Annotated in this window: 10 protein-coding genes; 6 read left to right on the forward strand and 4 right to left on the reverse strand. The window is 41.4% G+C overall.

The genetic code is table 11. From position 1 onward, the window contains the following. Positions 1-29: 29 nt before the first annotated feature. A complete protein-coding gene (gene nadK, locus LOC50_RS05390; RefSeq protein WP_036982364.1) occupies positions 30-914 on the reverse strand; it encodes an NAD(+) kinase in 885 nt (294 codons plus the stop codon). A gap of 167 nt (positions 915-1081) precedes the next feature. Between nadK and LOC50_RS05395 the strand changes: the two genes are divergently transcribed. After that, positions 1082-2047 carry an HrcA family transcriptional regulator gene (locus tag LOC50_RS05395; protein WP_036982366.1) on the forward strand — a complete coding sequence of 322 codons (966 nt, stop codon included), beginning with the start codon at positions 1082-1084 and terminating at the stop codon, positions 2045-2047. A gap of 58 nt (positions 2048-2105) precedes the next feature. Further along, complete coding sequence (grpE, locus tag LOC50_RS05400) at positions 2106-2717, forward strand: nucleotide exchange factor GrpE (protein ID WP_013465165.1); 612 nt, start codon at positions 2106-2108, stop codon at positions 2715-2717. A 27-nt stretch (positions 2718-2744) separates the two neighbouring features. Here grpE and LOC50_RS05405 read toward each other — a convergent pair whose 3' ends face one another. Then, positions 2745-3944: a Bcr/CflA family efflux MFS transporter gene (locus LOC50_RS05405; protein ID WP_248532060.1), complete on the reverse strand. Its 1200-nt coding sequence runs from the start codon at positions 3942-3944 to the stop codon at positions 2745-2747. Between the two features lie 170 nt (positions 3945-4114). On the opposite strand from LOC50_RS05405, the gene LOC50_RS05410 reads away from it, so the two are divergent. After that, positions 4115-4912: a M48 family metallopeptidase gene (locus tag LOC50_RS05410; RefSeq protein ID WP_250653751.1), complete on the forward strand. Its 798-nt coding sequence runs from the start codon at positions 4115-4117 to the stop codon at positions 4910-4912. An 84-nt stretch (positions 4913-4996) separates the two neighbouring features. Here LOC50_RS05410 and LOC50_RS05415 read toward each other — a convergent pair whose 3' ends face one another. Then, positions 4997-5785, reverse strand: coding sequence for a nucleoside-binding protein (locus tag LOC50_RS05415; protein ID WP_502934582.1), 789 nt, complete (start codon positions 5783-5785; stop codon positions 4997-4999). 118 nt (positions 5786-5903) lie between these two features. After that, positions 5904-7217: a Na+/H+ antiporter NhaC family protein gene (locus LOC50_RS05420; RefSeq protein WP_250653753.1), complete on the reverse strand. Its 1314-nt coding sequence runs from the start codon at positions 7215-7217 to the stop codon at positions 5904-5906. Between the two features lie 334 nt (positions 7218-7551). Between LOC50_RS05420 and dapB the strand changes: the two genes are divergently transcribed. The 3 genes from dapB to carB all read left to right on the forward strand — a co-directional run bounded on the left by dapB (position 7552) and on the right by carB (position 13082). Continuing rightward, the gene (gene dapB / locus LOC50_RS05425; RefSeq protein WP_250653754.1) at positions 7552-8349 is read left to right on the forward strand and encodes a 4-hydroxy-tetrahydrodipicolinate reductase; all 798 of its coding nucleotides are present in this window, start codon (positions 7552-7554) and stop codon (positions 8347-8349) included. A gap of 361 nt (positions 8350-8710) precedes the next feature. Next, a complete protein-coding gene (carA, locus tag LOC50_RS05430; protein WP_036982376.1) occupies positions 8711-9847 on the forward strand; it encodes a glutamine-hydrolyzing carbamoyl-phosphate synthase small subunit in 1137 nt (378 codons plus the stop codon). 16 nt (positions 9848-9863) lie between these two features. Continuing rightward, complete coding sequence (gene carB / locus LOC50_RS05435; protein WP_250653755.1) at positions 9864-13082, forward strand: carbamoyl-phosphate synthase large subunit; 3219 nt, start codon at positions 9864-9866, stop codon at positions 13080-13082. The last annotated feature ends 49 nt before the right edge of the window (positions 13083-13131 follow it).

Raw genomic sequence — 13131 nt, forward strand, 5'->3', positions numbered from 1 at the left:
GCGCTAAAGTTGCATGTTTGGCAATAAAATTAGTATAATCGGCTACCCCAGTTTAACTTCTTACGAAGCACATTATAATAAGAGTAATTTTTTGGGTGAATTAATCGTAATTTTCTATCTGCTTTGCGAATAACGACCTCATCACCGGGTAATACGGCAAGTACAACATGGCTGTCGCAACTTACCTGTAAGCTATCGGTATTTTCTAAACTAAGCTTTAAACGTACTTCGTTATCGGCATCTACCACTAAAGGGCGGCTTGATAAAGTATGCGGGAACATAGGAACCAATGACATGGCGTTGAGTTCTGGGGTTAAAATAGGGCCGCCGCCCGATAAAGAGTAGGCTGTTGACCCTGTTGGAGTGGATACAATCAAACCATCGGAACGTTGTGAAAATACAAAGTCATCGTTTATAAAGGCTTCAAACTCAATCATATGTGCTACTTTATCAGCATGGAGCACAGCTTCGTTTACGGCAGAATTAGCGCTTTTAAGTTCGTTATGTCGATACACTTCAACTTCTAATAGAAAACGTTTTTCTTCAATGTAATCGCCACTGAGTACTTGTTCTAAACTGCCCTCAAACCCTTCTGGATTCAAATCAGTTAAAAAGCCTAAATTACCTCTATTTACACCAATTACGGCTATATCAAAGCGAGCAAGCACCCGTGCAGCACCCAGCATGTTGCCATCACCTCCAACCACAATCGCCAAGTCGGCACGCTCGCCTAAATCAACGAGCTTTACGAGTTTGTCGCTTGGTACATCGCTAAGTTGACTCCCTGTACGTTTTTCAACAATCACCTCAAAGCCTAAAGCTAATAAAAACGTATGTAATCGTTGTAAAGTAGCGGCAGCATTAGGGTGATTTTGCTTACCAATTAAGCCGATAGTATTAAAGGGAGAGTCCATAATAAATACACTGAAAGTTCTAATATTTGTAGAGTAACCTAAAACAGAAGTGTTTGAAAACATGGATTTTAGTAATACCCAGCGGATTTAATTAATTCACTGTAAAATTTAGATTTATTGTATTTTTTATACTTGAAATAATAATACCTAGCCCCGATATAACAGTCATGTATAAAGATGTAGATAACATGAAACTAAATCCACGAGATCAGCAAATATTTGCCGCTGTTATGAGTATGTACTGTAACGGCGATGGTTTACCTGTGCCGTCAACAAAAATTGCAAAACAAAAAGGTATGGCGGTATGCTCTGCCACTGTGCGTAACGCGATGGCGCGCCTTGAAAAAATAGGCTTGTTGTATTCACCACACACATCGGCTGGTCGAGTGCCAACCAATGATGGGTTTGACTATTGGTTTGATGAGTTTTTTACTTTGGGTGCTATTGCTAATTATTGGCAGCCTGAACAGGCTGAGCTAGTCGAATTGGCCCATGGCTTGAGTCAACGTTACCAAGTGTGTTGTTGTGTGGGGCTACCGCAGGTAAGAACACAGCAGGTATTTAGAGTAGAAGTGCTCGACTTTGATGCAAACAACTGGCTTATTTTACTCTTAGATAGAGCAGGGCAAAGCCATAATATTTGCATTAACAAGCCTGATGATCCTAGTGACGGCCAGCGCTACGAGTTTGCCACTTGGCTTAACACTGTATTTAGCCAGCAAACGCTCATTGAAGGGCTATACAGAATGCAGGCCATGGCAAATACGGCACCGCGTAATTGTCATGACTCTTTAACTCAATGGACGCGTGAACTAAGCCAAAAATTAGGCTCAGATAACAGTATCGTGGTGGGCGAAAACTACCTTTATAAAAAAATAGATTGTGAGCAAAGTCTTAATATTGGTGTTTCATTTTTAAATTTTGTGGAAGATAAGCTCGCATTTAAAAATGGGGTCTCAATTCTCAGTGCTGAAAACTTACCTTTTAGCACCTGTGATGATCTCATTGTGATCACTGTGCCGTACTTTCAAAATCAGGAATATCAAAGTCGTTTTTGTGTTATTTGTCCGAAATCAGCGCAATTAGAGAAAATAATCCAAGAATTTAAATTATTAGAGCCATCGGGCTCTTGAATCTTTTTATTCAATCCCCATAATTACCGCAGTTGTAAAGAATTGGAGCGTATATTTTATGTCTGAGCAGACACAAAACCCAGAGCAAGAAGTAGAATTGAACGAAGAAGTGGCGCAAATGGAAGCCGACGTTGAGGCTGCAGTAGAAGCAGCAGAACAACACGCCGAGCAAGAGCAAAGCCCTGAAGCAGAAATTGCAATGCTATATGCTGAGTTAGAAGCGGCAAAACAAACTATTGCAGATCAGAAAGATAGCGTCGTTCGCGCTGCTGCTGACGTTGACAATATGCGTCGTCGTGCTGCACAAGATGTTGAGAAAGCACACAAATTTGCACTTGAAAAATTTGCTAACGAATTACTTCCTGTTATAGACAACTTAGAGCGTGCTATTGAGTTCTCTGATAAAGAAAATGAAACGCTTAAGCCTTTGTTAGAAGGTATTGATATGACAGTAAAAAGCTTTAACGATGCAGTGGCTAAATTTGGCGTTGAAATTGTAAACCCACAAGGTGAGCAGTTTAACCCAGATTTTCATCAAGCAATGTCGATTCAGCCAAGTAATGATGTGACGCCTAATACTGTGTTAGCTGTAATGCAAAAAGGTTACACATTAAACGGTCGTTTATTACGTCCTGCAATGGTTATGGTATCTAAAGCAGCTGATGCTTAACTAAGTATACAATTAAAAAATGCCTCATTATGAGGCATTTTTTTTGTCTTTAAAATAATGAACTAACTGCACTAGAATAGTGAGTACAACTGCGCTGAACATTAAACTTGAAAATGGAACTGCGCTTTGTGCATGCATTACCGCTAATATAGGGCCTACTAATGCGCCACTACCAAAACGTAAGGTGCCAATAACCGCGGTTGCAGTCCCTGTATTTTGCTCAAATTTCATCAAAATCAACGAATCTGCGTTACTTGCTATTATACCTAGGCTCATCATCAACGGAGCAATAGCCGCAACAATAAAGTAAAGTGATAAGTTTAATACGCTAAAGCTAAGTAATGCTGCGCCAGAGATAAAGCCACACATTAAGCCATAATAAAGCATTTTGCGTGAGCCAATACGTGGCACTACGCGAGTATTTAAAAAATTACCAAACATCAACGCCATTACATTAAAAGCGAATAACAGGCCAAACAATCGTTCTGATACTTTAAATAGGTCGAGGTAAATAAAAGGGACGGACGTTAAAAAGCAAAAAAAGCCAAACGACACAAGCATCGAGCTTAAAATATCGGCGCGGGCGTGCGTATTACTTAAAACCACTTTATAACTTGAGAAGAATAATGCTAATCCTTTTCGCTCATTTTTAAATATTGGAATATCGATTAAGTAACGTTGCACAAAGAGTAAAATAACAAAGCTATAGCTCGCTAAAACAATAAAAATAGTCGACCATACCGAAAAGCCTAAAATAACCGAGCCGATAGAGGGGGCAAGTAAAGGCGCTATCATCATAATCATAGACACGTAAGACATACCTTTAGCAGTATTTTTTTGATATATATGCCTAATGATCCCTGGGACGACAACCGTAGCGGCCGCGCCTGTAAATGCCTGTACAGCTCTTAACCCCCAAAAAGCATGCACTTCAGTGGTAAATGCTAACGCCAGTGAACTTAAGCCAAATAAACTGAGACCTATCCGTGCCAGTTTACGCCTGCCAATTTGATCCGCTATAGGACCAAAAAACAACATGCCCAATGCATAACCCGCTAAGTATATACTCAACGATATTTGAACATTTGGCATGCTGGTATTGAGATCATTGGCAATCACCAGCATCGCCGGTAAATACATATCAATGGCTAAAGGCGTGATCGCGACAATACTGGCTAATAAAGGCAATAAAATACGGGTATTAAAAGAAGAAGCCGAAGCACTCATTTAAAAACTCAAAACAACGAATATAGGCCCAGCATTATAGCAGGGCAGTAGCCTTGGATAAACTTAGTTTGCCTGCTAACTTAATTGTTTAATCGCAAAAAGCAAAGATTTTAAAATAACACCGCGTTTGGTATTCTATACTTAGTAACAAACTTTTTTAGGGTAACACAATGAAAAAATTGGTTTTGGTAGTTCTAGCCAGTGCAGTATTAGCAGGTTGTAAAACATCACCAACTGGGCGCACGCAAATTGCGCTTTACTCAGATCAGCAAATGACTCAAATGGGCACTGCCAGTTTTGCAGAGATGAAAAAAACGCAGCCGATAAATAAAGACCCAAAAGTAAACAGTTACGTCAATTGCATTGCTGAAAAAGTCGTGGCCGTGCTTCCTACAGAATATGCATCTCAAAATTGGGAAGTGGTGGTATTTGAAGATGAATCTGCAAACGCCTTTGCATTGCCTGGCGGTTATATTGGTGTACATACGGGGCTCTTAAAAATAGCCACAAATCAAGATCAGGTTGCCACTGTTTTAGGCCATGAAGTTGGACACGTGATTGCTGAGCATTCAAATGAACGGGTCTCACAAAGTTCTATTTTACAAACGGGAATGCAGCTGGGCAATGCGGCGCTTGAAATAGGTAACGTGCAATACCGTGATGAAATTATGCAAGGCCTTGGTTTAGGCGCTCAATATGGTGTGGTTTTACCCTTTAGTCGTTCACACGAGTCAGAGGCGGATACAATTGGTTTAGATCTTATGGCGCAAGCAGGGTTTAATCCCAAAGAGTCTGTGACGCTTTGGCAAAATATGAGCCAAGCGGGCAGTGGGACTACGCCAGAGTTCTTATCAACTCACCCAGCACCGACCAGCCGTATTAGCAATTTGCAGTCACAAATGAGTAAAGCGCTTAGTGAGCAAAAAGCAGCTAAGGCAAAAGGTAAAAACCCGCAGTGTAAGTTGTAATTTAAATAGTCATTATACAATTAAAAAAGCCTGTAGATATAAACTGACAGGCTTTTCAATTATCATGTTACTAGAACCTAGAACCTAAAAAGTCCACTCTAAGTGAACTTGTGGTACTGATTCGCTAACATCAGTACCAAATTTATTGTGCCAGTATTGCCATTCCATACCTAACAGTAAGGTATTTTCTTTCATTTCTAGCGCATGTCCCATATCCCATACAATAATAGGTTGGGCTAAAAACCAAGCACGCACATCGTTACCAAACTCATCTTTTCGTTCAGCAATGTACTCTGCATGGCCTTTTACGTTAAACTTTTGCGAGCCAATCATGAACGGGTAATCAAAGGCTACATCAAACATCCAGCTGTTAGTTTCAATGGGGGCACCGCCTTTTGCAACGCCTTCGCTATCATCAATGTATGCACTGATAAGGGTTGAAAAGAAATTAAAACCAGGCACATCCCAGCTTAATTTTACGCCTGGTAAATATTTAACTACTTTAGCATCGCCAGCAGCATTAATACCCATGGTTAGACCAACATCAACGAGCGCCCCTGACGCTACTTTTTCGTCCATTACAGCAGATAAGCTAAGGGTAGAGTAACCTTCAAAATAAAAGTCTTGATCTTGAAAGTCATCATCGTTGCTGTCGGTACTGTAATCAATAAAGAAAAAGTTATCGCCATAATCATGCCCAGAAGCATGTTCAATTGAGTACACCGTGGTATTAGATTTTTGTTCAGTAAATGGGTTTTTGTGGTTGCCGTTGTTAATATGAAGCGCCGTATTGCTCCAATTAGCAGCGGTAGCTGTTGAACTTAAGGCACACACACTTAGTGCAACGAGAGGAAGTAAGTTTTTAATTTTCATAACCATATTTTATGTGACACGCTGAATATCACATTATAGCAAACACGGTTAATTTGTTAATTATTTATTGAGATAAACAGTGCATTAGCACGCAGCTAATACACTGTTTAAACAAGCTTTAAGCTTTATTACGACGTAAGCAAATCACCGCAATCGCGGTAAAAGCTAAAATAAAGCAGTAGTAAGATGAGGTTGAAACATCCCATGGGCTAATTTTAAATGTAGCACCGAGTAATAATGCTTGCGCGCCATAAGGCAAAGACCCTTGGGTTACACAAGCAAAAATATCTAATAAACTGGCAGAGCGTTTACCACTAATTTCGCCATCATCAGCCAGTTTTTTAGCAATAGGGCCTGTCACAATAATAGACACAGTATTATTGGCAATACACATATTACTGGTGACAACTAACGCCGCGATCCCTAACTGATCAGCTACTTTACGGTGCCATTTGGCAATGACTTTAGTAATAGCTTGAATCTTTTGAGCGATGTAGTCGAGGCCGCCATTAATACGAATAAACTCAGAGAGGCCACCAATAAACATAGACAGTAAAAATATTTCCTGCATTTCACTAAAGCCTTTGTAAATATCTTTTACAAAGCTTGCACCTTCATAGCTGCCAGTAAAGCCCATTAATGCGGCAAACACAATACCGCTTAACAGCACGACAAACACATTAAAGCCCATTACCGCCAAGACTAAAATAAAGGCATACGGAAGTACTAATAAAATATCGTAGTCTTTGGTATCAACTACTTGTGCTGCAGGCGTTAAAAATAATAGCAATGCAATAGTGAGTATGGCGGCCGGAACTGCAATTTTAAGGTTTTCTTTAAACTTATCTTTCATTTCACAGCCTTGCGTACGGGTAGCAGCAATCGTGGTGTCAGAAATTATTGATAAGTTATCACCAAACATAGCACCAGATACAATGGTACCGGCCATTAAAGCAGGATCAATCCCTGTTTTAATAGATACTGCATAGGCAATTGGGCCAATAGCACCAATAGTTCCCATTGATGTGCCCATAGCAGTAGAAATAACCGCCGCTATCAAAAACAAACCAGGTAGTAGTAACGAAGGGGGAATAAGTGAAAGTCCGGCATTAACAACCGCATCCACACCGCCGGTAGCACCAGCAACCGCCGAAAAAGCACCCGCTAGTAAGTAAATAAGACACATGGTAATAATATTGTTATTACCTACGCCCTTTATAAAGGTTTCTACGCTTTGGTTGATGCTGGTTTTATTTAAAATAAAGGCTAAAACAATCGCGGGTAAAATAGCGACTGGTGCTGGGAGTTGATAAAACGCGTAATCAACCCCTTGAGATTGTAAATATACGCCTGAGCCTAAAAAAATAGCAACAAAGGTGAGTAGGGGAAGCAAAGAAAATCTTGCTTTATTTTTATCAAATGATGGCTGCATTGTATTCCTCATAACCAGTTAATATAACCACAGCCAAAACTCCTCTTTTAGCTGAATTTAGTAGATCACTCTTTAATTGAAAAGTAGATGACCACAGCGCCCGCAAGCCAAAGACCAAATCGACGCGAAAGAGAAGTTTAAATGTATAGATGGCTAAAGTAAATGGGTATTGTTATTATAATTTAATAAAGTGCTGACCTGACTATTGCACGACTTTTAGATAATATCTAACGGTGTTCGACAAAATGCGGCTAAAAATTGCTCATAGTGGATTTAGTTTTAAATTAGTCGGGCTACGCAATAGATCCAACTAAAATAGATTAAGGCAATAACAATGAATCGAATCGGTGTTTTTGGTGCTAACGGCAGAATGGGCTTAGCCTTATTAGAAGCCGCGACAATTAAAGAGCGAACACAACTTGGTGGTGCGTATGTTCGTAGCAGTTCATCGTTATTGGGTATTAATGTAAATCAGGTAAACAGTGCAGCCGACAAAACCATTAGCTTTAGCGATGAAAGCAAGGTTGTTGATGTTGATGTACTTATCGATTTCACACTACCAGCAGGTATGCGCAATCACTTAAAAACAGCGGTGGATAAAAAATTACCTATGGTTATAGGTACCACAGGTTTAACGAGCGAAGACATGGCATTACTAGAAAATGCTGCTAAACATATTCCTATTGTGTTTGCCCGTAACTACAGCGTTGGTGTTAATGTACTACTTAGCCTAGTACAAACAGCGGCAACTAAATTTGGTGACGACCTAGATATAGAAGTGTTTGAAGCGCACCATCGTCATAAAATAGATGCGCCATCGGGCACTGCATTAGCCATTGGTGAATCAATTGCACAGGCTAAAGGGTGGGATCATGATGAAGTAGCGGTATACGACCGCAGCCAAGTAGAAACTGCAAAATCGCAAAATGAAATTGGCTATTCAGTACTAAGAGGCGGGGACATAGTAGGTGAACACACCGCCTATTTCGCAACTATTGGAGAAAGGCTTGAATTAACCCACAAAGCAAGTTCAAGAATGACCTTTGCATTAGGTGCCATAAGGGCTGCGAAGTGGTTAGAAAATAAACCGGCTGGACTTTATGATATGCAAGATGTGCTAGATCTTAAGTAGTTTAGTTGCTTTTTTAGCTGTTTGGGTCTATTTTTACCTAAAGTGACTTATTTGTAGTGTTTATCTAAATAAGCATAGACCTAAATAGCATCTTCGTGTAGTATGCCCCCAATTTGCCAAAAATTACTAAATGCGTGTTTCCAATTATACCCTAGTGGCTAGTAAAATCATGGGTTTCAGTGGGAATGATAATAGTTTTAGGCAAGAAAAATGATTGAAGGTTTAGCGTTTTTATCGGCATCATTTAAGACTGCGTAAAACAATTTAAGCTCACAAAAATCTGGTTTTAACGATCCCTCTGGGTATTGGCGGGGTGTTAAGCATTTGCTTACTCCCGTTTTTTACTGTTAGGAGGTTTAACTTGACTAAATCCGCTCTGTTAGTCCTAGAAGACGGCACAGTGTTTCGCGGTACTGCAATCGGCGCTGACGGCATGTCAGTCGGTGAAGTAGTATTCAATACGTCTATGACTGGTTATCAAGAAATTTTGACTGATCCATCGTACGCGGAACAAATCGTAACTTTGACGTACCCACATATCGGTAATACGGGTACCAACAGCGAAGACGAAGAAGCGAGTCATATTTGGGCTAAAGGCCTAGTGATCCGTGATTTGCCACTGCTAGCGAGTAATTTTCGTAACGAGCAATCGTTAGATGATTACTTAAAAGAACGTAATATTTTAGGTATTGCGGACATCGACACCAGAAAACTAACCCGTATTTTGCGTGATAAAGGCGCACAAAATGGCTGTATTGTTGCCGGTGACGAATTAGACGAGAAAAAAGCGCTTGAAGCTGCGCAAGCCTTCCCAGGCTTAAAAGGCATGGATTTAGCAAAAGTTGTCTCAACCAAGGAAAATTTCCAGTGGCGCGAATCAAGCTGGACATTAGGTGAAGGGTTTAAAACCTTACACGCTGATGATGAAAAGTTTCATGTTGTTGCCTACGACTTCGGTGTTAAACGTAATATTTTACGTATGCTTGTAGATCGTGGTTGTAAACTAACGGTTGTACCCGCACAAACCTCTGCCGCTGACGTACTAGCCTTAAACCCAGATGGTATTTTCTTATCAAATGGCCCTGGCGATCCTGAGCCATGTACTTATGCCATTGATGCAATTAAAACCTTTTTAGAAACCGACACGCCAATTTTTGGTATTTGTTTAGGGCATCAACTACTAGCGCTTGCCTCAGGTGCTAAAACAGTAAAAATGAAGTTTGGCCACCATGGTGGTAACCACCCAGTTAAAGATCTTGACCGTGATGTTGTAATGATCACTGCACAAAACCATGGTTTTGCTGCAGATGAAGCCACATTACCAGATAACTTACGTGCTACGCATAAATCGTTATTTGACGGCACATTGCAAGGTATTCATCGTACAGATAAACCAGCGTTTAGCTTCCAAGGTCACCCTGAAGCGAGTCCTGGTCCGCACGATGCAGCCCCATTATTTGACCACTTCATCGATTTGATGCAAGCGCGTAACCACTAATTTAACCGGAGTAATAATGCCAAAACGTACCGACATAAAAAGCATTCTTATCTTAGGCGCAGGCCCAATTGTAATTGGTCAAGCTTGTGAATTTGACTACTCTGGTGCTCAAGCGTGTAAAGCACTAAGAGAAGAAGGCTATCGAGTTATACTCGTTAACTCAAACCCAGCCACTATTATGACTGACCCTGAAATGGCCGATGCAACATACATCGAACCAATTCACTGGGAAGTGGTAGAAAAAATCATTGAAAAAGAAAAGCCAGATGCTGTCCTGCCTACAATGGGTGGCCAAACAGCATTAAACTGTGCGCTTGATTTAGACAAGCATGGTGTATTGGCTAAGCATGGCGTTGAGCTTATTGGCGCAACAGCCGATGCAATCGATAAAGCAGAAAACCGTGAGCGTTTTGATGTTGCTATGCGTAACATCGGCCTTGAATGTCCACGTGCTGAAATTGCCCATTCAATGGATGAAGCGCGCGATACTATGAGCCGTATCGGCTTACCGTGTATTATTCGTCCTTCTTTCACAATGGGCGGCACCGGTGGCGGTGTGGCTTACAACATGGAAGAGTTTGAAGAAATCTGTGAGCGCGGTTTAGACCTTTCACCAACCAGCGAGTTATTAATTGATGAGTCGTTAATTGGTTGGAAAGAATACGAAATGGAAGTTGTTCGTGACAAAAAAGACAACTGCATCATCGTTTGTTCTATTGAAAACTTTGACCCAATGGGTGTGCACACAGGTGACTCAATCACGGTTGCGCCAGCACAAACATTAACCGACAAAGAATACCAAATCATGCGTAATGCATCGATGGCGGTACTTCGTGAAATCGGTGTTGAAACCGGCGGTTCAAACGTACAATTTGGTGTAAATCCAGTTGATGGCCGTATGGTTATCATCGAGATGAACCCACGTGTATCGCGTTCTTCAGCACTAGCATCAAAAGCAACCGGTTTCCCAATTGCGAAAATCGCTGCAAAACTAGCAGTAGGTTACACCCTTGATGAGCTACAAAACGACATCACTGGCGGTAAAACACCAGCGTCTTTCGAGCCGTCAATTGACTACGTTGTTACTAAGATCCCACGTTTTAACTTCGAAAAATTCGCAGGTTCAAACGACCGCCTAACAACACAGATGAAGTCTGTGGGTGAAGTGATGGCAATTGGTCGTAACCAACAAGAATCACTGCATAAAGCATTACGTGGTCTTGAAGTTGGCGCAACGGGCTTTAACCCAATTGTTGCTCTTGATGATCCGAAAGCAAAAGAAAAAATCATCCGTGAATTACGTGAGCCAGGTGCTGAGCGTATTTGGTACGTTGCTGATGCAATGCGTCACGGTATGAGCGTTGAAGACGTTTTCGAACTAACTAAGATTGACCCTTGGTACTTAGTACAAATCGAAGACATTTTAAAAGACGAAGCAACAATCAGCGAAGTAGGTATGGCTGGTTTAAATGCTGAGTTTTTACGTAAGCTTAAGCGTAAAGGTTTTGCTGATGCGCGTATCGCTGAAATTGCCGGTGTTTCTGAAGCAGAAATTCGTAAGAAGCGTCACCAGTTAGATATCGTGCCTGTATATAAGCGCGTTGATACCTGTGCTGCAGAGTTTAGCTCAGACACAGCTTATATGTACTCATCTTATGATGAAGAATGTGAAGCGAATCCATCTGACAAAGATAAAATCATGGTAATCGGTGGTGGTCCTAACCGTATCGGTCAAGGTATCGAATTCGATTACTGTTGTGTTCACGCAGCATTAGCTTTACGTGAAGACGGCTACGAAACAATTATGGTTAACTGTAACCCTGAAACTGTTTCAACTGATTACGATACATCTGATCGTTTATTCTTCGAGCCAATCACGCTTGAAGATGTATTAGAAATTGTACGCGTTGAAAAGCCAAAAGGTGTTATCGTTCAGTACGGTGGTCAAACACCACTTAAACTTGCGCGTGAGCTTGAAGCGAATGGTGTGCCAGTTATTGGTACTTCACCAGATGCAATCGACCGTGCAGAAGACCGTGAGCGTTTCCAACAGCTTGTTGAGCGTCTAAACCTTCTTCAACCAGAGAATGCAACGGTTACTTCTTTAGAAGAAGCGATTGTTAAGTCTGCTGAAATTGGCTTCCCACTGGTTGTACGTCCTTCGTACGTACTAGGTGGTCGCGCGATGGAAGTAGTTTATGATGAAGACGATTTACGTCGTTACATGACCGAAGCAGTATCAGCGTCAAATGAAGCGCCAGTACTACTTGACCACTTCTTAGATAATGCAATCGAAGTTGACGTTGATGCTATTTGTGATGGCGAGCAAGTCATCATCGGCGGCATCATGGAGCATATTGAACAAGCAGGCGTTCACTCTGGTGACTCAGCGTGTTCATTACCAGCTCACTCGCTAACGCAAGAAGTACAAGATGTAATGCGTAAGCAAGTAACTGATATGGCCCTTGAGCTTGGCGTAGTTGGTTTGATGAATACACAGTTTGCGGTTAAAGATGGCAAAGTGTATTTAATCGAAGTAAATCCACGTGCAGCACGTACAGTTCCATTTGTATCTAAAGCGACGGGTGTAGCACTTGCAAAAGTTGCGGCACGTTGTATGGCAGGTCAATCTTTAGCAAGCCAAGGCATTACTAAAGAAGTGATTCCACCGTACTACAGCGTAAAAGAAGTGGTATTGCCATTTGCTAAGTTCCAAGGTGTGGATCCTATCCGTGGCCCAGAAATGCGCTCTACGGGTGAAGTAATGGGTGTTGGTGATACTTTCGCCGAAGCGTTCGCAAAAGCACAATTAGGTGCAAGCAACACTTTACCACGTGGTGGTCGCGCGTTACTATCTGTACGTAATAGCGATAAGCCACGTATTGTAGAACTAGCTAAAACCATGACAGACCTTGGTTTTGAGCTAGATGCAACAGGTGGAACAGCTGCTGCACTTGAAGATGCTGGAATTACGGTTCGCCGTGTAAATAAAGTATATGAAGGTCGTCCGCACATTCTTGATAGAATCAAAAATGGCGAGTATAGCTATATCGTTAATACCACCGAAGGTCGCCAAGCGATTGAAGATTCGAAGGTGTTACGTCGTGGTGCATTGCAGCACAAAACCAATTATACTACGACATTGAATGCGGCATTTGCTAACTGTACTGCTAACCAAGCAGATGACCGCAGTAAAGTGACGTCTGTTCAAGAACTACACCTACGATTGAACTAAGGAAATGTGCCAAGGCCGTAATTACGGCCTTGGGATTAAGTGAGAAAAG

It is taken from the genome of Pseudoalteromonas sp. SCSIO 43095 (assembly GCF_023650455.1).
Classification (GTDB): domain Bacteria; phylum Pseudomonadota; class Gammaproteobacteria; order Enterobacterales; family Alteromonadaceae; genus Pseudoalteromonas; species Pseudoalteromonas tetraodonis.

Excerpts from the sequence above, each read along its gene's own strand:
- LOC50_RS05405 (WP_248532060.1), bottom strand. The coding sequence starts at position 3,944 with ATGAGTGCTTCGGCTTCTTCTTTTAATACCCGTATTTTATTGCCTTTA.
- LOC50_RS05415 (WP_502934582.1), bottom strand. The coding sequence starts at position 5,785 with ATGAAAATTAAAAACTTACTTCCTCTCGTTGCACTAAGTGTGTGTGCC.
- LOC50_RS05395 (WP_036982366.1), top strand. The coding sequence starts at position 1,082 with ATGTATAAAGATGTAGATAACATGAAACTAAATCCACGAGATCAGCAA.
- nadK (WP_036982364.1), bottom strand. The coding sequence starts at position 914 with ATGGACTCTCCCTTTAATACTATCGGCTTAATTGGTAAGCAAAATCAC.
- LOC50_RS05410 (WP_250653751.1), top strand. The coding sequence starts at position 4,115 with ATGAAAAAATTGGTTTTGGTAGTTCTAGCCAGTGCAGTATTAGCAGGT.
- carB (WP_250653755.1), top strand. The coding sequence starts at position 9,864 with ATGCCAAAACGTACCGACATAAAAAGCATTCTTATCTTAGGCGCAGGC.
- LOC50_RS05420 (WP_250653753.1), bottom strand. The coding sequence starts at position 7,217 with ATGCAGCCATCATTTGATAAAAATAAAGCAAGATTTTCTTTGCTTCCC.
- dapB (WP_250653754.1), top strand. The coding sequence starts at position 7,552 with ATGAATCGAATCGGTGTTTTTGGTGCTAACGGCAGAATGGGCTTAGCC.
- grpE (WP_013465165.1), top strand. The coding sequence starts at position 2,106 with ATGTCTGAGCAGACACAAAACCCAGAGCAAGAAGTAGAATTGAACGAA.